Below are 19,810 nucleotides of genomic sequence, written 5' to 3' on the forward strand. Positions count from 1 at the left end.
TAGGGGGAGCTATGAAAACGCAATTTCAATTTATTAATGACTGCTTAATCGAAAACCAATCTTTGTGGCGATTCGAGCCTTTTAAAAGCAGCATTCACACATCATTACCTTGGCAGGAGCAACATCCTCGACTGTGCCAATGGCTAGCGTCTCTTACTCCCTCTCAAATCGAAGAATACAAAGCAGCACCAGAACTCGCGTTAAAAGCACTTAGTCCGTTTTTGCCTGAGCTTGAACAACTCGCAGAACTGACTCATTTAGAGCTTTTGTCGTTAAACGGCTTGGAACTCGCTCGTGGTTTAGATAACGGTATTCCGGGACGTAAGTTGGAGCAAATTAGCTCGATGGGTGAAGCTGCAATTCAACAACACTGTGGCGAAGAATGGCTAGAATGGTGCTCAGGTAAAGGTTACTTGGGGCGAATCCTGACAACGCAAACCGATCAGCCTGTAACCAGCTTTGAATACCAACAAGCACTGTGCGATTCGGGGCAACAAGCAGCCAATGAACATCATTGGAAGATGACGTTTATTCAAGGCGACGCGTTTGATAGCAAAGCGAAAGCCGTGTTTAAGCCAACGCAACACGCAGTAGCACTGCATGCATGCGGTGACCTTCACGTTCGTCTAATGCAGTACGGCAGTGAAAATGGGATTGCTGCGATGACCATATCACCTTGTTGTTACCACTTGATTCAGTCGGAACAATACCAGCCGATGTCGGAATCGGGCAGGGCTTCTTCTCTCTCATTGTCTAAGCAAGAACTGCGTATCCCATTACAACAAACGGTGACGGGAGGAGAGCGCGTGCGTCGTCATCGTCAGCAGGAAATGATGTTTCGTCTTGGGTTTGATTTGATCACGCGACAAGCTTTGGGAATGGCAGAGTATCAGCCTGTGCCGAGTATCCGTAAGTCGCAATTAAGTGATGGTTTTGAATCGTTCTGTCGCTGGGCAGCGGAGCAAAAAGGCATTGTTCTTCCTCAAGAAATCGATTTCTCTCATTTTGAAAAGTTAAGCGAACAACGCTTCTGGCAAATGGAGAGAATGAGCTTAGTGCAACTTGTTTTTCAACGTCCGTTGGAGATCTGGCTCGCATTAGATAAAGTGCTTTATCTTGAAGAACGTGGTTACCGTGTTAGATTGTCAGAGTTTTGCCCTAAATCGGTCACACCTAGAAATATTTTAATTTGTGCATATAAGATTTAGTTATTCTTTATAGCCAAATGCTCTATATGAAAAAGCCCACTTATGAGTGGGCTTTTGTAAACAAAACGTGACAAGTTATGTTTTATTTTGTCATTAATTAAACATAGCGATAGCTTGAGTTGGTTCAACGTATTCCAAGTCAAAGCTTTCTGCTACTTCTTTACACGTTACTTTTCCGTGAATAACGTTTAGACCTTCAAGGAAGCCTTTATCTTCTAGAAGTGCTTCGCGGTAGCCTTTATTTGCTAACTTCACGATGTATGGAAGTGTAGCGTTGTTGAGTGCAAATGTTGAAGTGCGAGCAACTGCGCCAGGCATATTTGCTACACAGTAGTGAACCACTTCATCAACGATGTAAGTTGGATCTGCGTGAGTTGTCGCGTGCGAAGTTTCGAAACAACCGCCTTGGTCAATTGCCACGTCAACCACTGCCGCACCAGGCTTCATCTTAGCAATGTGCTCTTTAGTGACCAGTTTAGGTGCTGCTGCGCCAGGAATTAGAACGGCACCGATAACAAGGTCCGCTTCTAGAACATGCTTCTCGATAGCGTCTTCAGTAGAATAAACCACTTTTGCGCGACCTTGGAATTCTTCGTCAAGCTTACGAAGTGTGTCTACGTTACGGTCTAGAATGGTGACGTCAGCGCGAAGGCCAACCGCCATACGAGCAGCGTTTGCACCAACAACGCCACCACCAACGATAACGACTTTTGCAGGTTCAACACCAGGTACGCCGCCTAGGAGCAGACCACGACCGCCGTGCGATTTTTCCAACGTTTGCGCGCCAGCTTGGATAGACATCCGACCTGCCACTTCTGACATTGGTGCTAACAGTGGCAAACGACCCATATTATCTGTTACAGTCTCATAGGCTATACAGACAGCTTTGCTCTTGATTAGCTCATCAGTTTGTGGAAAATCTGGTGCTAGGTGTAAATAAGTAAATAAAATTTGCCCTTCGCGGAGCATTGCTCTCTCTACTGCTTGGGGTTCTTTTACTTTTACAATCATGTCTGCTTGCGCAAATACGTCAGCAGCATGAGGGAGAATGGATGCGCCGACAGCGATGTAATCATCGTCTGAAAAACCAATGCCGGCACCTGCATTGGTCTCAACTAAAACTTGGTGACCATGTGAGATGAGTTCTCTCACGCTAGCTGGGATCATACCAACACGATATTCGTGATTCTTGATTTCCTTAGGTACGCCAATGATCATCCTGTATCCTCTTTCTATAATGGTTGTATTAACTGTTAGTAGGGTGTTATTGTCGAATTAATAACTAGTATAGTTATAGATTTGTAAAATTTGGCACCAAATATTAAAAAGTTGTAGTATATTTTTTTGCAAGGAAGTAATAAGGTGGAATAAAAAATGGCAGACAACTATAAAAAGCCGTCCAAGGAACTAGACCGTATCGACCGCAACATTCTTAATGAGCTGCAGAAAGACGGTCGTATTTCAAACGTTGAGCTTTCAAAACGTGTGGGACTTTCTCCAACGCCATGTTTGGAGCGTGTACGTCGCTTAGAGCGTCAGGGTTATATCACAGGGTATACTGCATTATTGAATCCGCAGTTCCTGGATGCATCACTATTAGTATTCGTTGAGATTACGCTAAACCGTGGTGCGCCGGATGTGTTTGAGCAGTTTAACTCAGCTGTTCAAAAGCTAGACGACATACAAGAGTGTCATCTTGTTTCAGGTGACTTTGACTATCTTCTTAAAACCCGTGTATCAGATATGGGTGCTTACCGCCGACTATTGGGCGATACGTTACTACGTCTACCTGGCGTAAATGACACTCGCACATACGTTGTTATGGAAGAAGTGAAACAATCTAACCAGCTTGTGATCAAAACTCGTTAATTTCTTGCAAAGAAAGCGGTATATGCTTCCGCTTTCGCCAGAGAGTAATTGGGTTTTTCTCCTTGATATGGTTAAATCAATTTACCGAGCGGCTTGATGCCGCTCGGAATGTTTTGCAATTTCCTATTTCATTTCCATATTCAAGTTGATTTATGTTCAAAGAGAACGCAAAGAAAGTCGAAACCATTATCAAAACCAGTGAAGAGCCCCAGTCTTCACGCTTAAATGGCTTCCAACGCTTAAAAGAGTGCTGCTTTATCGTTGGCGTTCTTAGCTCGGTATTGCTTGCGGTTGCACTATTTACCTTCAGTCCGGCCGATCCTTCTTGGTCCCAAACCGCATGGGGAGGGGATATCGATAATGCTGGTGGCCTTTTCGGCGCTTGGCTAGCCGATACTCTATTCTTCACATTTGGCTCTCTCGCTTATCCCATCCCTTTCTTGCTAGCGGCGGCTGCATGGGTGATTTGCCGTAAACGAGGAGAAGATGAGCCAATTGATTTCATGCTATGGGGTACAAGGCTGCTCGGTCTTGTCGTCCTTATTATGACCAGTTGCGGTCTTGCCGATATTAATTTTGATGACATTTGGTATTTTTCATCCGGAGGTGTGGTCGGGGATGTATTGTCTAGCCTCGCTTTACCTACATTGAATGTACTCGGTACCACATTGGTACTGCTGTTCTTGTGGGGAGCGGGCTTTACGCTCTTCACTGGCATCTCATGGCTTAACATCGTGGAATGGCTTGGTGATCGTGCATTAGCACTAATTGCCGCGCTTGCAAATAAGGCAAGAGGTTCAGAGCAGGAAGTTTTAGAACCTCAGCTTGATGAGTTTGTAGAAGATAAAGTCTCTACGCCTAAACATAATGTAGCCTATGAAATTGATGATGAGCCGCTTCCTCATTTAACGGCATACGACGTCGATGAACCGAAAGAATCGGCGCCAACGCATGAGTATCCTATTTATATGCCGCAAGCTAAACCTGATAAGTCTGCGGAACAGGCGATGGTAGAACCGACGCCACCACAACGCAAGGCTACGGTTAATGCTGCGCCAGTTTATGCTGAACCTGAGCCTCAAACACAACCTATCCATACGGTTAACACTGATAACGTTGATCCGCTCTTGGAACGCACCAAGCAACTGAATGTTACGATAGAAGAGCTTGAAGCAGCGGCGCAACAAGCAGATGACTGGGGAACTGAAGAACAGGCAGCCCCATCATTTGCAGACACTTACTCTTCCTATGTAGAGCCACATACAGCTACAGAAGAACCGATCAGTGTTGAACCAGATTATGCGGAGTACGAACAATTTGAAGCAGAGCTAGTACAGCAGCCAAGTATTGAGCATCCTGTACATGAAGAGCCTGCAATTGATTCTGCTGTATTAGATAGCATCACGGCGCAAACAGAATCGAGCCAACATATTGAGCCTACGATCTCTGACTTTGATGTGTTAGATGATGAAGACGAAGTGGAATCTCAGCCTGCACAGCAAGCACAGCCAACAACGCCTCATCAGCAAGTTGCAACACCTTCAACAACATTTGAACCTGCACCTCAAAAAGTGGAGGTGGAAGAGGTCCAAGACAACGACCAAGATGTTACCGCATTCCAAGATATGGTTTCCAATGCGCAAGCCAAAGTCGCTGCAACACAGAACCCATTTTTGGTACAGAAAGAAGAAAACTTGCCAGTTCCGGAAGAGCCACTCCCAACGCTCGAGTTGCTTTATCATCCAGAAAAACGTGAAAACTTTATCGACCGTGATGCGCTAGAGCAGGTCGCTCGATTGGTAGAGAGCAAACTCGCTGACTACAAAATCAAAGCCGATGTGGTTGGTATTTATCCTGGTCCAGTGATCACTCGTTTTGAGCTTGATTTGGCGCCGGGGGTGAAAGTAAGTCGTATTTCTGGTCTTTCAACTGACTTAGCGCGTGCATTGTCTGCGATGGCGGTACGTGTTGTGGAAGTAATCCCTGGCAAGCCTTACATCGGTTTGGAACTGCCAAACATGAGTCGTCAGACGGTCTATTTATCTGATGTCATCAGTAGCCCTCAGTTTGAGCAAGCAACGTCACCAACAACGGTTGTGTTAGGTCAAGACATTGCGGGCGAAGCTGTGGTGGCAGATCTTGCGAAGATGCCACACGTACTAGTAGCAGGTACAACAGGTTCTGGTAAGTCGGTGGGTGTGAACGTGATGATTTTGAGCATGCTGTATAAAGCAGGCCCAGAAGATGTACGCTTCATCATGATTGACCCGAAAATGCTAGAGCTTTCTATTTATGAAGGTATCCCTCATCTTCTTTCTGAAGTTGTGACTGATATGAAAGACGCATCAAATGCTCTACGTTGGTGTGTGGGCGAGATGGAACGTCGTTACAAATTGATGTCGGCATTAGGTGTACGTAATGTGAAGGGCTTCAACGAAAAATTGAAGATGGCAGCAGAAGCGGGCCACCCAATTCATGACCCGTTCTGGCAAGAAGGCGACAGCATGGATACTGAACCGCCATTGCTAGAAAAGCTGCCTTACATCGTCGTTGTTGTTGACGAATTTGCTGACCTAATGATGGTGGTAGGTAAGAAAGTTGAAGAACTGATTGCTCGCTTGGCGCAAAAAGCGCGTGCGGCAGGTATTCACTTAATTCTTGCGACTCAGCGTCCATCGGTTGATGTTATTACCGGTCTAATTAAAGCGAACATTCCAACTCGTGTTGCGTTTACGGTATCGACTAAAACGGACTCTCGTACAATCCTAGATCAAGGCGGCGCAGAATCACTACTTGGTATGGGTGATATGTTGTATCTACCGCCGGGGTCAAGTCATACAACTCGTGTTCACGGTGCATTTGCATCAGATGATGATGTTCATGCTGTTGTAAACAACTGGAAAGCGCGTGGTAAACCGAACTACATTGAAGAGATCATCAGTGGAGATCAAACTCCAGAAAGTCTATTGCCAGGTGAGCAAATGGAAGCGGATGAAGATGTAGACCCGCTCTTCGATCAAGTTGTTGAGCACGTGGTTCAATCACGTCGAGGTTCGGTTTCCGGTGTTCAGCGCCGATTTAAGATAGGTTACAACCGTGCCGCCCGTATTGTAGAGCAGCTTGAAGCGCAGGGCATCGTAAGTGCTCCGGGTCATAACGGTAACCGTGAAGTACTGGCACCTGCGCCACCAAAAGATTAATGAACTTGTGTTACTCACCTCAGTCCAACTGAGGTGAGTGGTTCTAATAATAGGTATCTGAATGAAAAAACTATTTTCAGCGAAACTTTTCTCCGCGCTTGTTTTAAGCTTTTCCCTCTTCTCTACTGCACACGCAGCGTCTCCTAAAGATGAATTAAACAAACGCCTTTCTATGAATGATGGCTTTAGTGCAGATTTCTCTCAGCAGGTTATCAGCCCTGAAGGCGAAACGGTGATGGAAGGAGAAGGTACGGTTGAAATTGCCCGTCCAAGCCTGTTCCGTTGGAGTACAACATTCCCTGATGAGAACCTATTGGTCTCTGACGGTAAGACATTGTGGTACTACAGCCCATTCATCGAGCAAGTGAGCATCTACTGGCAAGAGCAAGCAACAGAGCAAACGCCATTTGTTTTGCTAACGCGTAACCGAGCAAGTGATTGGAATAACTACAAAATATCTCAAAAAGGTGACCAGTTCACTCTCATTCCTACTGCAGTAGACTCCACACAAGGTCAATTCCAGATTAATATTGATGCCAAAGGTGTGGTGAAAGGCTTCAATGTGGTTGAGCAAGACGGCCAAAAAGGTTTGTTCACCTTTAACAACGTGAAGCTGGGTAAACCAAAAGCAGACAGATTCACATTCACAATTCCAAAAGGTGTGGAAGTGGATGACCAAAGGAATTAATTGGTAGTGAGTAATTACACATTAGATTTCTCGGGGGACGAAGATTTTCGTCCCCTTGCTGCTCGTATGAGACCGGAAACGATCGAGCAATATATTGGACAGCAGCACATTTTAGGCCCTGGTAAGCCACTGCGCCGTGCGCTAGAGGCGGGTCACATTCACTCTATGATCCTTTGGGGACCACCAGGCACAGGCAAAACGACATTAGCGGAAGTGGCTGCAAACTACGCCAATGCTGAAGTAGAGCGTGTGTCTGCCGTAACGTCTGGTGTGAAAGAAATCCGTGCTGCAATCGAGAAAGCACGTGAGAACAAAATGGCGGGCCGCCGCACCATCTTATTTGTGGATGAGGTGCATCGCTTCAACAAATCTCAACAAGACGCTTTTTTGCCGCATATCGAAGATGGCACGGTTACCTTTATTGGTGCGACGACAGAAAACCCATCGTTTGAGTTAAACAACGCATTGCTGTCACGTGCACGTGTCTACAAGCTAACGTCTCTCGATAAAGATGAAATCTCACTGGCGCTGAATCAAGCGATCAGTGACAAAGAGCGTGGCTTGGGCAATACACCCGCACACTTCGCTGATAACGTATTAGACCGCCTAGCAGAACTGGTAAACGGTGATGCTCGCATGTCTCTCAATTATCTTGAGCTGCTCTACGACATGGCAGAAGACAATGCGCAAGGTGAAAAAGAGATCACGCTTAAGTTGCTTGCGGAAGTAGCAGGGGAGAAAGTCTCTCGCTTTGATAACAAAGGTGATATCTGGTACGACTTAATCTCTGCGGTCCACAAATCCATTCGTGGTTCAAACCCGGATGCGGCGCTTTACTGGGCTGCACGTATGATTGCAGCGGGATGTGATCCTCTTTACATTGCCCGTCGATTACTTGCGATAGCATCGGAAGATGTCGGCAATGCGGACCCTAGAGCCATGCAAGTGGCACTCTCCGCGTGGGACTGTTTTACGCGCGTTGGTCCAGCAGAAGGTGAACGTGCGATTGCACAGGCGATCGTGTACTTAGCGTGTGCGCCAAAAAGTAATGCGGTATACGTGGCGTGGAAACAAGCGCTCACGGACGCTCATAACTTACCTGAATATGAAGTGCCGCATCACCTTCGAAATGCACCAACCAGTTTGATGAAAGACATGGGTTACGGTGCAGATTATCGTTATGCTCACGATGAGCCTGGCGCTTACGCTGCGGGTGAGCAATATTTGCCACCTGAAATGGGCGATCGTAGGTACTATCAGCCTACAAATCGTGGTCTAGAGACCAAAATCGGCGAAAAGTTAGATTACTTGGCTACTTTAGACGCAAATAGCCCACAAAAGCGCTATGAAAAGTAGGCGTTTTTGGATACATTTGTGCAGTAAATTTTTTTAACGCGTACGCTTGGAAAGTGCGCGTGATTTCACAACAAAAAGCATAGGATTAACAATGCTGGATTCTAAATTACTTCGTACAGAGCTGGATGAAACAGCTGCTAAACTGGCGCGTCGTGGCTTTAAGCTAGACGTAGATACTATTCGTAAACTTGAAGAACAACGTAAGTCCATTCAAGTAGAAGTAGAAAATTTACAATCCACGCGTAACTCCATCTCCAAGCAAATCGGCCAAAAAATGGCGGCTGGCGACAAAGAAGGCGCAGAAGAGATCAAGAAACAAATCGGTACGCTAGGTAGCGATCTTGATGCGAAGAAAGTTGAACTTGAGCAAGTAATGGCTCAACTAGACGAATTCACGCTTTCTGTACCAAACATCCCAGCAGACGAAGTGCCAGATGGCAAAGATGAAAACGACAACGTTGAAATCTCTCGTTGGGGTGAGCCAAAGTCTTACGACTTCGAACTGAAAGATCACGTTGACCTAGGCGAAATGGGCGACGGTCTAGACTTCGCAAGTGCAGTTAAGATCACTGGCGCACGTTTCATCGTGATGAAAGGCCAATTCGCTCGTCTACACCGTGCAATCGCTCAGTTTATGCTAGATCTTCACACTGAAGAGCACGGCTACACAGAAATGTACGTACCTTACCTAGTAAACTCTGACAGCCTATTCGGTACTGGTCAGCTTCCTAAGTTCGGTAAAGACCTTTTCCACACAGAGCCTCTAGCGGAAAAAGTAAACGACGAAGAGCCACGTAAATTGTCTCTAATCCCTACTGCAGAAGTACCTGTAACGAACCTAGTTCGTGACACGATTTCTGACGAAGCGGATCTACCAATTAAGATGACAGCTCACACGCCATGTTTCCGTTCAGAAGCAGGTTCTTACGGTCGTGATACTCGTGGTCTGATTCGTATGCACCAGTTCGACAAAGTTGAACTAGTACAAATCACTAAGCCAGAAGATTCAATGAACGCACTAGAAGAGCTAACAGGTCACGCTGAGAAAGTTCTACAACTTCTAGAGCTTCCTTACCGTAAAGTGGTTCTATGTACAGGTGACATGGGCTTCGGCGCTCGTAAGACTTACGACCTAGAAGTTTGGGTTCCTGCCCAAGAAACTTACCGTGAAATCTCCTCATGTTCTAACATGTGGGATTTCCAAGCTCGTCGTATGCAAGCGCGTTTCCGTCGTAAAGGCGAGAAGAAACCTGAGCTTGTACACACGCTAAACGGTTCTGGTCTTGCTGTAGGTCGTACAATGGTTGCTATCCTAGAAAACAACCAAGAAGCAGACGGCCGCATTGCAATCCCTACAGTACTTCAGAAGTACATGGCAGGCGCAACGCACATCGGTTAATTCATTAACCACTAGAACACCAAAACCCAGCCTTAGTGCTGGGTTTTTTGTTATCTGCGTCGAGTGAAAATACGTTGTTATGTAAATATTGGATGAGGTATTGCATAGTTGACCTAAATTATTGAAAACAATTCTTAATGATATTTTTCTAAGCTTTATTGGGCATGACAATCTCCTCCAAAATTTAAAAAGGAGGTACTTTCATGGCTTCAATAAGAATAAGCGGCTCTGTTGGCTTGGGTGGTAAAAATGTGGATGTTGATATTCGTACGGTACAAAGGTCTATTAACCAATTGCTTGGTTCTTTAAAGGGAGTAAAGGAGCTTAAAGTGGATGGGAAACTAGGCTCTAGACCGGAAAACTCCAAGACTGTCGCCGCAATTAAAGCTTTTCAGAAAAACCTTGTTGGGATGGCTCGTCCAGATGGAAGGATAGATGTGAATGGAAAAAGCCATCGTAAGCTAAATGAGTATTTAAAACGAACACCTGAGACTGCGGTGGCATATACGTTACCCTTGGTTGGCTCAAGAGATGCGTTGACGGACTTGGATTATAGCAAAGTAGCTGAAACTCTTGGATGCGAAGTCGCTGCTATTAAAGCTGTAGCTGAAGTTGAGAGCCGAGGAGAAGCCTACTTTAGCAATGGTAAGCCAAAGATTTTGTTTGAGGCTCATATATTTTCGAGACTCACTTCAAGAGCCTACGATAACAGTCATCCAAGTATTTCAAGTCGGCATTGGAATCGAAGTCTGTACGTTGGTGGTGTCTCAGAATACGTACGTTTAAATAAAGCGATTGAACTGAATTCAAATGCAGCAATCCGCTCCGCATCTTGGGGACGTTTCCAAATTATGGGCTTTAATTTCAAGTTAGCTGGTCATGTTACCGCTGAATCCTTTGTTAAAGCTGTATTCGAGTCGGAGAAGAAACAACTTGAGGCTTTTGTTACGTTTATCCAAAAGTCTGGCTTAGGTGAACATATAAGAGATAAAAATTGGGCTGCCTTTGCTCGTGGTTACAATGGTTCTGAGTATCAGAAAAATCAATACGACGTCAAATTAGAAAAGGCTTACAAAAAATATGCTTCGATTAAAAATGCTGCGTAACATTTCTTTGCTTGGACTTATTTTTAGTTCATCTGCTTGTGCTTCCAGCCACACTAATACTGCGCTATTTAAGTGTGATGTTTCACATCCTAACCGTCTAGAAATATCAATAGAAAATATAAACAGTCAGGTTCTACTGTCGGAGCTTAATTTAGGGGGGAGCAGTATTGAAAGAACCTTAGTTATAAAGGACTTTAAATTAGACCAGTATCATCGAGCGTTGGTAGATGAGAAGTCACTGGAATTTAGTATTGGTGAGCGCGTCATATTAGTCAGTGAGTACTTTAGCGAGGAGTTTGGTGAGGTAGAGAAGATACTCAGTGTTACTTTGAGAGAGCCTGAGCAAACGCAGTACTTTGAATGTGAGGAAGGGAGTATGAGTAACCTTGCATTGCTTTTCCATGAGAGTGTTGAATAATCGATTGCAGAGTAATTATTACCAAAGCGTAATAGTGTTTTCGAATTTACCCTAATTATCTTGTTATTTGTAATCGATATAATCGTCCACCTTACCACGGTAAGTAGATTTTCTCATTCAAGTAACGAGGAGGGCTTATGGCCGTAGGGTGGGCAAACGACGATAGTGTCAGCCAACAAATTCAAAACACAATAGACGACGAGATTTCTCGTGTTCGTGGCAGTATCACAAAGGGTGAGAGCGCCCATTACTGCGATGAGTGTGGTGATGAGATTCCGGAAGCTCGTCGTCTTGCTATGAAAGGCGTTCGTCTGTGTATCGAATGTCAGTCAACAATCGAATTGGTATCTCAACGCCAAGCATTGTTCAATCGACGAGCGAGTAAAGACAGTCAACTCCGATAACTTTACTGTTCTAATAAATAATGAGACGGTTTGAGTCTCATACTCAAACCGTTTTCGTATTGAATTGGACTATGAAGCGAAGCAGTCTTTACGTTGCAACGCCGCATCAATCGCGTTAACTAGCTTCTCAATATCTTCCGGCTTGCTGATGAACGGCGGCATCATATAAATCAGTTTGCCAAATGGACGAATCCAAACTCCGTGTTCAACAAACAAGGCTTGGATGGTTTCCATATTCACAGGGCGATGCGTCTCCACTACGCCAATGGCACCTAGCCAACGGGTGTTCTTCACCAACTCGTATTCTTCAAGTTTTGGTAGTAACTCAGAAAACAGCGTTTCAATTTGTTGGGTTTGTTGCTGCCAATTACCTTGCTCAATCAATTCCAAACTTGCGGTGGCAACAGCACAGGCGAGTGGATTCCCCATAAAGGTTGGACCGTGCATAAAACAGCCTGCATCACCACCACAAACGGTGTCTGCTACGTGTTTGCTCGCCAGGGTCGCAGAGAGGGTCATGTAGCCGCCAGTGAGTGCTTTCCCGACACACAGAATGTCTGGTTGAATGTCTGCATGTTCGCAGGCAAACAACTTACCGGTACGACCAAATCCGGTAGCGATCTCATCTGCAATCAATAACAAGCCGTATTTGTCGCAAAGCCTACGCACGCCTTTGAGAAATTCTGGATGGTAGATGCGCATGCCGCCTGCGCCTTGAACAATAGGTTCTAGGATCACCGCAGCAAGTTCTTCATGGTGCGTTTCAATCTTGTGCTCGAAGTCGGTAAGGTCCTCTGGCTTCCATTCATCCCAATAACCACAAGTTGGTGACTCCGCAAAGATATGCTCAGGCAAAAAGCCTTTGTAAAGAGAGTGCATTGAGTTATCAGGATCGGTAACCGACATAGCCGCAAAGGTGTCGCCGTGATAACCGTGTCGCAAAGTAAGAAACTTCGGTCGGCGTTCGCCTTTTGCATGCCAATATTGCAGTGCCATTTTTAAGCTGACTTCTACGGCAACGGAGCCTGAATCGGCAAGGAATACATGTTCAAGGTTATTTGGTGCAAGGGACAATAGCTTCTTACACAAACTGATTGCTGGCTGGTGGGTAATCCCGCCAAACATCACGTGAGAGACCTGATCGATTTGCTGGTGAGCGGCTTGATTTAAATGCGGATGGTTGTAGCCGTGGATCGTCGACCACCAAGAAGACATGCCATCGACCAGCTCAGTACCGTCTTCCAATTTAATATGAACACCATTTGCCGATGCCACTGGGTAGCAGGTCAGAGGTGTCAATGTCGAAGTGTAAGGATGCCAGATATGCTGGCGGTCGAAGGCGAGATCCATGTGCGATTCCAATAATAATTGAGGTTAAAAAACAGACAGATGTAAACTTTGTTCTTTTGCGTTGTGTTGACAGTTTATCGAGACTCAGTAGACTGTCAACACAACAACAAAAGTGACTAAAGGAATACACGTGGAAGTTCGTCATAACTGGACGCATGCTGAAGTGCGCGATCTCATGGAAAAACCATTCATGGATCTCCTATTCGAAGCGCAGCTTGTACATCGTCAATATCAACAAACCAACCATGTTCAAGTAAGCACGCTTCTGTCGATTAAGACAGGTGCTTGTCCAGAAGATTGTAAGTACTGTCCTCAGAGTGCTCGTTACACCACAGACATCGAGAAAGAGCGTCTGATGGAAGTAGAACGCGTACTCGATGCTGCGCAAAAAGCCAAAAATGCTGGTTCTACTCGATTCTGTATGGGCGCAGCATGGAAAAATCCAAAAGAGCGTGACATGCCGCATTTGACCGACATGATCAAAGGCGTGAAGGACATGGGTTTAGAAACGTGTATGACATTAGGTATGTTGACACCAGATCAAGCAAAGCAATTGGCAACCGCAGGTCTGGATTACTACAACCACAACCTAGATACCTCACCTGAGTTCTACGGCAACATTATTACCACACGTACTTACCAAGACCGTTTAGATACTTTATCTCACGTACGTGATGCTGGCATGAAGATCTGTTCCGGTGGCATCATCGGCATGGGTGAAAGTGCTAACGACCGAGCAGGTTTGTTGGTTGAATTGGCTAACTTGCCGGTACACCCTGAAAGCGTTCCAATCAACATGCTCGTGAAGGTAAAGGGGACACCACTGGAAGAAGTGGATGATGTTGAGCCTTTCGATTTCATTCGCCTGATTGCGATTGCACGAATCATGATGCCTCAATCAGCCGTTCGTTTATCCGCCGGCCGTGAAAACATGAACGAACAAATGCAAGCGCTGTGTTTTATGGCGGGTGCAAACTCCGTTTTCTATGGCTGCAAACTTCTGACCACGCCAAACCCTTCTGAAGACAAAGACATGATGCTGTTCAACAAGCTCGGTATTAACAGCCAAGAGGTGTCTCAAAAACCTGATGAAATCGAAGAAAACGAGTTACTCGATCGCGTCGTAGAGCGCGTTGCTGCTCGTCCAACAAAAGACGACCTTTTCTACGATGCCAGCGTTTAAATCTCGTATCGAGTCCGCCCTTGCTGAGCGTAAAACGCAAGGGTTGAATCGTTCTATGAATGTGGTGTTTGCCGGTAACCAGTCCGTTTTGGAACACGAAGGCAGACGCTACATTAATTTCTCAAGTAATGATTATTTGGGCTTGGCCAATGACCAAGCGCTTGTTCGGGCTTGGCAGCAAGGTTTAAGCGTATACGGCAGTGGCAGTGGGGCATCACCAATGGTGACTGGCTTTAGTGCAGCACACAGCAATTTAGAAGCCGCACTAACTGAATGGTTGAGCTACGACAGAGCAATTCTGTTTGGTTCTGGATTCAGTGCTAATCAAGCCTTGTTGTTCACCTTGTTAGAAAAAACAGACGTATTGATCCAAGATCGTTTGAATCATGCTTCACTGATGGAAGCGGGGATGTTGTCACCAGCTAAGATGAAGCGCTTCAAACACAATGACATCGAGCACCTGAAGTCGCTGATTAATAGCGAAGGCAACCATCTAGTTGTGACTGAAGGGGTATTCAGCATGGACGGTGACTGTGCACCACTCGCTGATATCGCTGCTGTCGTTGATAGCCACAATGCATGGTTTGCTGTCGATGACGCTCATGGAATTGGTGTTCTCGGTCAATCCGGTGGTGGTTCTTGCGAGTTGGCAACGGTTAAGCCTGAGTTATTGGTCATTACCTTCGGTAAAGCGTTTGGTATGTCTGGCGCGGCTATTTTATGTGACCACGCAACGGGGGACTTTTTAACTCAGTTTGCTCGTCACCATGTGTATTCCACGGCGATACCGCCAGCACAAGCGTATGCGTTGACTCATGCAGTCTCGATGGTTCAAGAGCAGTCTTGGCGACGTGAAAAGCTCTCTGAGCTTAGTGAAGTGTATCGAGATAGCCTTAGCGACCTTGAGGGGTTTGTTGAGACTCAAACTTCGATTAAGCCCTTTTTGATTGGTGAATCTGAATTGGCTTTGCGAGTAGCAGGTGCTTGTCGCCAAAACGGTATTTGGGTGACTGCTATTCGCCCTCCGACGGTGCCTAAAGGAACGTCTCGTCTTCGAATCACACTCACTGCCAATCACACTAATGAACAAGTTAAAACGCTTTCAATCGCATTGAAGCAAGCATTAGGAGCGCTGTAATGGATAATGCAACTACCGCATTAGCGCAAACGCTCGCGTTAGAGAGTTTCCATCAAGATAAAGACGCGATTGCCTCTTCGTTTGGTAAAGCAGCAGAAACATACGATAAACATGCGGCTTTTCAACGTGATGTCGGGCATCAGCTGCTTGATAAACTTCCTGAAAACTTGACGGGAAAACGTGTATTGGATTTAGGTTGTGGCACGGGTTATTTCTCCCAACTACTTCAACAACGCGGTGCGGAAGTAGTCTGCGGCGATATCTCTCAAGCCATGTTAGATAAAGCAGAGCAGCGTTGTGGTGCAGTACGAATGCACTACCAAGTTGCTGATGCTGAAAACTTACCATTTGACGATGATAGCTTCGATTACGTGTTTTCAAGTTTAGCGCTGCAATGGTGTACAGATTTAAGTTACCCACTAAAAGAAGTGCGCCGCGTGCTAAAAAATGGTGGGAAAGCGTGGTTCTCTACACTGGTTGATGGATCACTGTATGAGCTGCGTGCATCATGGGAAAAAATTGATGCATATCAACACGTCAATAACTTTCTAACGCTCAATCAGGTAAAAATTGCGTTAGCGCAATCTCGATGTGACAGCCATCAACTAGACTTGACCACCATCACAGTTTGGTACGACTCTGCATTTTCAGTTATGCGTGACCTCAAAGGTATAGGTGCAAATCACGTAAGCGGGCGCTCACACGGTTTAACTAGTCGCGAGACTTTGTTAAAAGTTGAGCATGCGTACCAAGCGTTTAAAAACGATCAAGGTCTTCTACCTGCAAGTTATCAGGTTTGTTTTGGAGTAATACATCTATGATTGATGCTTTTTTTATTGCTGGTACGGATACTGATGTTGGAAAGACGGTAGCGTCTAAAGCCATTTTGCAAGCGATCGCAGCAAAAGGACTAAACACTATTGGTTATAAGCCAGTGGCAGCAGGGAGTGACAAGACTGAAGCGGGATGGCGTAACTCTGATGCTTTACACTTACAAGACGCCGCAACACTCGATGTGGCCTATGATGATGTGAACCCATACGCTTTAGAGTTGCCTGCTTCTCCCCACATTGCAGCGAAGCATGAACATGTCGAAATAAGTTACGATGTTCTGAGTCAAAAACTGGCTCAACATAAGCAGCAAGCCGATGTTGTTCTCGTTGAAGGTGCTGGAGGCTGGCGTGTGCCAGTATCCGATACGGACTGTTTATCTACATGGGTAAAAGAAGAGCAGTTACCTGTTGTACTGGTGGTTGGCATTAAATTAGGCTGTTTGAGCCACGCTTTACTCACAGCGGAGAGTATTAAAGCGGATGGTTTGAATCTTGTTGGCTGGGTGGCAAACCGCGTCAACCCAGGCACAGAGCACTACGCTGACATTATCGAGATGCTAGAAGCACGTATCGATGCACCTAAGCTTGGGGAAATTCCATATATTCCAAGTGCTAAACGCAAAGAGCTAGGCAAGTACATTAATGTAGAGCCGTTGCTAAACACTGACTAATGGTGTTTAGGATAAAAGACTAAAAAACCCAAAGGGCTGCGCAATGCAGCCCTTTCTTGTTGGTGTAACCTAAAAAGTCAGATTACTTATCTTGGCTGAGCCCCATCAATGCTTGTTGTGTTTCTGCAACACGCTGAGACATATGATGATCGGTTGAAATACCAAGTTGTTGCTTTGCCTCGTCCTCTGAGATGCCTAGGTGACAACGTAGTAAATCAATAGCCATTTGATAGTCGTTAGTTTCTACCATGGTTTTTCCCTCAATACATGGAGTTTTTGAGCTCACCCAATGCACTTTTTGCAATGTACTTAGAGTGACTCTGTTTTGTTCATCTCATTCGAATTTAGCATGTCCATGTGGCCGCACAATAAGACCAAAGTCTATAGCAGAGCTAACGTACTGTTTTTGGTCTATTAAAAAATTTCTAGCTAAGTTGCTAAGAGGTGATAGATTTAACACCAAGATCATCTATCAATACATGATGGGTAGCTCAGAGCTTATTTCATCATTTTGATAAATGTATATGAGCGGAGGTTCCAGCTCCTACCAAAGCATGTTTTGAAATCGCTTGAATCAAATATTTCAGTCCCGAAAACAAATGTTGCAATTTATTGCTTAACCTTGTTTTTATCGCGGATAGACTATATCTATAACGCACGGAACATGAAAATCAACGGAATTGGCTTTTATAGCGATTACCATTTGTTCCTTATAACAATCCGTTTTAAAAAAACGATAAGCTTCCTCGGAGAAAAGTAATGAAGCGAATTATGTTATTCCTAGCAACTAACCTAGCTGTCGTGCTAGTGCTTAGTGTTGTTCTGAATATTGTTTACGCTGTAACTGGAATGCAACCAGGCAGTCTGTCAGGTTTACTTGTAATGGCTGCTGTATTTGGTTTTGGTGGCGCATTTATTTCGTTGATGATGTCAAAGGGTATGGCGCTACGCTCGGTTGGTGGTATGGTCATTGAAAGCCCGCGCAACGAAACGGAGCATTGGTTAGTCGAAACTGTGGGTCGTCAAGCTCAACAAGTGGGTATTGGTATGCCAACGGTGGCTATTTATGATTCACCAGATATCAATGCATTTGCGACTGGTGCAAAACGAGATGACTCTCTTGTCGCAGTTTCTACTGGTCTTTTACACAATATGACTCGTGATGAGGCAGAGGCAGTACTTGCACACGAAGTGAGCCATATTGCAAATGGTGATATGGTCACAATGACGTTGATGCAAGGTGTCGTGAACACGTTTGTTATCTTCCTATCACGCTTTATTGCCAATATCGTGGCATCGAACGATGATGAAGAAGGCCAAGGTACAAATATGATGGTTTACTTTGGCGTATCCATGGTGCTTGAACTGGTATTTGGTTTCCTAGCTAGCTTCTTGACTATGTGGTACAGCCGTCATCGCGAATTCCACGCGGACGCAGGTGCAGCGCGCCTCGTTGGCAAAGAAAAAATGATTGCGGCTCTAGAGCGTTTGAAGGTGAGTCATGAATCTCAACTGGATGGCACCATGATGGCATTTGGTATCAACGGCAAGCAGTCGCTGACTGAGCTACTAATGAGCCACCCTCCGCTAGATAAACGTATTGCAGCGTTGCGAGGCCAGCAATACTAATTGTTCCTACTTAAATAATTGTTAATCTGCTGAAAAGGCTTGGTTTTGACCAAGCCTTTTTTTTCGCCGATTGATCGCGTGCGAACTTCATCACGTACTACTTACAGAAATAAAGTTATACAAAATTATTTTTGTACAACTTTGGTGGAATGAACTATCTTGTACATATAATAATTTTGTACAACTTAATGGGCGTGTAGGAGTAAAAAATGGACATACAGTCTGTTGGCAATATCTATCAAAAGCTCAACAAAGCGAACTTACATCTACTTAAGGATATATATCACCAAGATGTAGTATTTGAGGACGCAGCGCATCGTTTAGAAGGATGGCCAGCACTTTCGGATTATTTCACCTCATTATATGCCAACGTCATCAGTTGTGATTTTGTAATCCATGAGCATCAACAAGTCGGAGATACAGGCTTCCTAACTTGGACAATGGACCTTCAGCATCCCAAACTTCAGAAGGGTGCGCCTATTCTCGTCAATGGTGTTTCGCACCTCAAATTTAGCGAAGGTCAGGTCATTTATCACCGAGACTATTTTGATCTCGGAGAGATGCTCTATGAGCATTTACCGTTACTTGGTTCAGTCGTTAAAACCATCAAGCAGAGGTTAGGACAATGAACAACACCATCTTAATCACAGGCGCCACCTCCGGAATAGGAAGACAGCTTGCCCTAGATTACGCGAACTCAGAATGGAATGTGATTGCTTGTGGTCGGAATCAAGATGTTCTTGCAGAACTGGAGGCAGTTTCCTCCAAAATTCATACATTGCAGTTTGATGTGACAAATTATGAGGAAACTCAGCAGGCGCTCTCTAATTTGCCCTTTACGCCAAATACATGGGTTTTTAACGCAGGCGATTGTGAGTACATGGATGAGGGAGTGGTCGACGCGAAACTCATGGCGCGTGTGATGAACGTAAATGTTGTCGGTGTTGCCAACTGCGTTGAAGGCTGCCAAGTGCATTTAGAGAGAGGGCACCGCATTGTTATTGTTGGCTCTATCGCATCAGAAGTGGCACTGCCTCGTGCAGAAGCTTACGGCGCATCCAAAGCGGCAGTCAGTTATTTTGCACGCACGCTCGCCGTCGACTTGAAAAAGAAAGGGATCAAAGTGGTAACGGTGTTTCCTGGTTTTGTTGAAACGCCGTTGACTGACAAAAACGACTTCGAAATGCCAATGATCATTTCTACTCAGCAAGCGTCGGACTCTATCAGGAAGCAGTTAGCCGCCAACAAGACCTATATCTATTTCCCGGCGAGATTTACCAGTATTTTACGTTTTATCTCGTTACTTCCATACAGTTGGCAAGCTCGCCTAACTGCTAAACTCGTATCATAAGAAGGAA

19 protein-coding genes are annotated in these 19,810 nt (G+C 45.2%); 16 read left to right on the forward strand and 3 right to left on the reverse strand.

The features are described from left to right. Positions 1 to 11: 11 nt before the first annotated feature. Positions 12 to 1,208, forward strand: a complete 1,197-nt coding sequence (locus tag R7M92_RS06325) for a methyltransferase (protein WP_171342743.1) — start codon at positions 12 to 14, stop codon at positions 1,206 to 1,208. 93 nt (positions 1,209 to 1,301) lie between these two features. Here the strand turns inward: R7M92_RS06325 and ald are convergent, their stop codons facing one another. After that, positions 1,302 to 2,426 carry an alanine dehydrogenase gene (gene ald, locus R7M92_RS06330; protein WP_005378241.1) on the reverse strand — a complete coding sequence of 375 codons (1,125 nt, stop codon included), beginning with the start codon at positions 2,424 to 2,426 and terminating at the stop codon, positions 1,302 to 1,304. A 156-nt stretch (positions 2,427 to 2,582) separates the two neighbouring features. Between ald and lrp the strand changes: the two genes are divergently transcribed. From lrp to R7M92_RS06370, 8 genes are all read left to right on the forward strand, one after another. Then, positions 2,583 to 3,077, forward strand: a complete 495-nt coding sequence (gene lrp, locus R7M92_RS06335; RefSeq protein WP_005378234.1) for a leucine-responsive transcriptional regulator Lrp — start codon at positions 2,583 to 2,585, stop codon at positions 3,075 to 3,077. A gap of 152 nt (positions 3,078 to 3,229) precedes the next feature. Then, positions 3,230 to 6,277: a DNA translocase FtsK 4TM domain-containing protein gene (locus tag R7M92_RS06340; RefSeq protein WP_137281846.1), complete on the forward strand. Its 3,048-nt coding sequence runs from the start codon at positions 3,230 to 3,232 to the stop codon at positions 6,275 to 6,277. Positions 6,278 to 6,338: 61 nt separating this feature from the next. Next, a complete protein-coding gene (gene lolA, locus R7M92_RS06345) occupies positions 6,339 to 6,965 on the forward strand; it encodes an outer membrane lipoprotein chaperone LolA (protein ID WP_005388103.1) in 627 nt (208 codons plus the stop codon). Next, positions 6,966 to 8,321 (forward strand): replication-associated recombination protein A, encoded by a 1,356-nt coding sequence (locus R7M92_RS06350; protein ID WP_242531367.1) that lies wholly within the window; start codon positions 6,966 to 6,968, stop codon positions 8,319 to 8,321. Positions 8,322 to 8,412: 91 nt separating this feature from the next. After that, positions 8,413 to 9,720 (forward strand): serine--tRNA ligase, encoded by a 1,308-nt coding sequence (gene serS / locus R7M92_RS06355; RefSeq protein ID WP_005378225.1) that lies wholly within the window; start codon positions 8,413 to 8,415, stop codon positions 9,718 to 9,720. A gap of 203 nt (positions 9,721 to 9,923) precedes the next feature. Continuing rightward, positions 9,924 to 10,826: an N-acetylmuramidase domain-containing protein gene (locus tag R7M92_RS06360; RefSeq protein ID WP_213970492.1), complete on the forward strand. Its 903-nt coding sequence runs from the start codon at positions 9,924 to 9,926 to the stop codon at positions 10,824 to 10,826. Next, a complete protein-coding gene (locus R7M92_RS06365) occupies positions 10,801 to 11,244 on the forward strand; it encodes a hypothetical protein (RefSeq protein ID WP_242013657.1) in 444 nt (147 codons plus the stop codon). The genes R7M92_RS06360 and R7M92_RS06365 overlap by 26 nt, the downstream gene beginning before the upstream one ends. A 137-nt stretch (positions 11,245 to 11,381) precedes the next feature. Next, positions 11,382 to 11,648 (forward strand): DksA/TraR family C4-type zinc finger protein, encoded by a 267-nt coding sequence (locus tag R7M92_RS06370; RefSeq protein WP_005437185.1) that lies wholly within the window; start codon positions 11,382 to 11,384, stop codon positions 11,646 to 11,648. A gap of 69 nt (positions 11,649 to 11,717) precedes the next feature. Here the strand turns inward: R7M92_RS06370 and bioA are convergent, their stop codons facing one another. Continuing rightward, on the reverse strand, positions 11,718 to 12,998 hold the full coding sequence (bioA, locus tag R7M92_RS06375) for an adenosylmethionine--8-amino-7-oxononanoate transaminase (RefSeq protein ID WP_005388097.1): 1,281 nt from the start codon (positions 12,996 to 12,998) through the stop codon (positions 11,718 to 11,720). 130 nt (positions 12,999 to 13,128) lie between these two features. Between bioA and bioB the strand changes: the two genes are divergently transcribed. From bioB to bioD, 4 genes are read left to right on the forward strand one after another with little or no spacing between them, the layout of a single operon-like run. Further along, positions 13,129 to 14,181: a biotin synthase BioB gene (bioB, locus tag R7M92_RS06380; RefSeq protein WP_086369529.1), complete on the forward strand. Its 1,053-nt coding sequence runs from the start codon at positions 13,129 to 13,131 to the stop codon at positions 14,179 to 14,181. Continuing rightward, the gene (gene bioF / locus R7M92_RS06385; protein ID WP_171342739.1) at positions 14,168 to 15,319 is read left to right on the forward strand and encodes an 8-amino-7-oxononanoate synthase; all 1,152 of its coding nucleotides are present in this window, start codon (positions 14,168 to 14,170) and stop codon (positions 15,317 to 15,319) included. Before bioB ends, bioF begins: the two co-directional genes overlap by 14 nt. After that, the gene (bioC, locus tag R7M92_RS06390) at positions 15,319 to 16,140 is read left to right on the forward strand and encodes a malonyl-ACP O-methyltransferase BioC (RefSeq protein WP_005388087.1); all 822 of its coding nucleotides are present in this window, start codon (positions 15,319 to 15,321) and stop codon (positions 16,138 to 16,140) included. Before bioF ends, bioC begins: the two co-directional genes overlap by 1 nt. Continuing rightward, the gene (gene bioD, locus R7M92_RS06395; protein WP_005378217.1) at positions 16,137 to 16,823 is read left to right on the forward strand and encodes a dethiobiotin synthase; all 687 of its coding nucleotides are present in this window, start codon (positions 16,137 to 16,139) and stop codon (positions 16,821 to 16,823) included. The genes bioC and bioD overlap by 4 nt, the downstream gene beginning before the upstream one ends. Positions 16,824 to 16,905: 82 nt before the next feature. On the opposite strand, the gene R7M92_RS06400 is transcribed toward bioD, so the two are convergent. After that, positions 16,906 to 17,073: a hypothetical protein gene (locus R7M92_RS06400; RefSeq protein WP_005378215.1), complete on the reverse strand. Its 168-nt coding sequence runs from the start codon at positions 17,071 to 17,073 to the stop codon at positions 16,906 to 16,908. Positions 17,074 to 17,582: 509 nt separating this feature from the next. Here R7M92_RS06400 and htpX point away from each other — a divergent pair. From htpX to R7M92_RS06415, 3 genes are all read left to right on the forward strand, one after another. Next, positions 17,583 to 18,452 carry a protease HtpX gene (gene htpX, locus R7M92_RS06405; RefSeq protein WP_005388085.1) on the forward strand — a complete coding sequence of 290 codons (870 nt, stop codon included), beginning with the start codon at positions 17,583 to 17,585 and terminating at the stop codon, positions 18,450 to 18,452. A 209-nt stretch (positions 18,453 to 18,661) separates the two neighbouring features. Next, on the forward strand, positions 18,662 to 19,081 hold the full coding sequence (locus R7M92_RS06410; RefSeq protein ID WP_005378211.1) for a nuclear transport factor 2 family protein: 420 nt from the start codon (positions 18,662 to 18,664) through the stop codon (positions 19,079 to 19,081). Continuing rightward, positions 19,078 to 19,803, forward strand: coding sequence for an SDR family oxidoreductase (locus R7M92_RS06415; protein WP_047100788.1), 726 nt, complete (start codon positions 19,078 to 19,080; stop codon positions 19,801 to 19,803). Before R7M92_RS06410 ends, R7M92_RS06415 begins: the two co-directional genes overlap by 4 nt. The last annotated feature ends 7 nt before the right edge of the window (positions 19,804 to 19,810 follow it).

This window comes from Vibrio sp. Vb2880, from assembly GCF_033337975.1.
Taxonomy (GTDB): domain Bacteria; phylum Pseudomonadota; class Gammaproteobacteria; order Enterobacterales; family Vibrionaceae; genus Vibrio; species Vibrio alginolyticus.

What these genes read in the sequence shown, in the direction of transcription:
- R7M92_RS06325 (WP_171342743.1), top strand. Translation starts at nt 12, where the DNA reads ATGAAAACGCAATTTCAATTTATTAATGACTGCTTAATCGAAAACCAA.
- ald (WP_005378241.1), bottom strand. Translation starts at nt 2,426, where the DNA reads ATGATCATTGGCGTACCTAAGGAAATCAAGAATCACGAATATCGTGTT.
- lrp (WP_005378234.1), top strand. Translation starts at nt 2,583, where the DNA reads ATGGCAGACAACTATAAAAAGCCGTCCAAGGAACTAGACCGTATCGAC.
- R7M92_RS06340 (WP_137281846.1), top strand. Translation starts at nt 3,230, where the DNA reads ATGTTCAAAGAGAACGCAAAGAAAGTCGAAACCATTATCAAAACCAGT.
- lolA (WP_005388103.1), top strand. Translation starts at nt 6,339, where the DNA reads ATGAAAAAACTATTTTCAGCGAAACTTTTCTCCGCGCTTGTTTTAAGC.
- serS (WP_005378225.1), top strand. Translation starts at nt 8,413, where the DNA reads ATGCTGGATTCTAAATTACTTCGTACAGAGCTGGATGAAACAGCTGCT.
- R7M92_RS06360 (WP_213970492.1), top strand. Translation starts at nt 9,924, where the DNA reads ATGGCTTCAATAAGAATAAGCGGCTCTGTTGGCTTGGGTGGTAAAAAT.
- R7M92_RS06365 (WP_242013657.1), top strand. Translation starts at nt 10,801, where the DNA reads ATGCTTCGATTAAAAATGCTGCGTAACATTTCTTTGCTTGGACTTATT.
- R7M92_RS06370 (WP_005437185.1), top strand. Translation starts at nt 11,382, where the DNA reads ATGGCCGTAGGGTGGGCAAACGACGATAGTGTCAGCCAACAAATTCAA.
- bioA (WP_005388097.1), bottom strand. Translation starts at nt 12,998, where the DNA reads ATGGATCTCGCCTTCGACCGCCAGCATATCTGGCATCCTTACACTTCG.
- bioF (WP_171342739.1), top strand. Translation starts at nt 14,168, where the DNA reads ATGCCAGCGTTTAAATCTCGTATCGAGTCCGCCCTTGCTGAGCGTAAA.
- bioC (WP_005388087.1), top strand. Translation starts at nt 15,319, where the DNA reads ATGGATAATGCAACTACCGCATTAGCGCAAACGCTCGCGTTAGAGAGT.
- bioD (WP_005378217.1), top strand. Translation starts at nt 16,137, where the DNA reads ATGATTGATGCTTTTTTTATTGCTGGTACGGATACTGATGTTGGAAAG.
- R7M92_RS06400 (WP_005378215.1), bottom strand. Translation starts at nt 17,073, where the DNA reads ATGGTAGAAACTAACGACTATCAAATGGCTATTGATTTACTACGTTGT.
- htpX (WP_005388085.1), top strand. Translation starts at nt 17,583, where the DNA reads ATGAAGCGAATTATGTTATTCCTAGCAACTAACCTAGCTGTCGTGCTA.
- R7M92_RS06410 (WP_005378211.1), top strand. Translation starts at nt 18,662, where the DNA reads ATGGACATACAGTCTGTTGGCAATATCTATCAAAAGCTCAACAAAGCG.
- R7M92_RS06415 (WP_047100788.1), top strand. Translation starts at nt 19,078, where the DNA reads ATGAACAACACCATCTTAATCACAGGCGCCACCTCCGGAATAGGAAGA.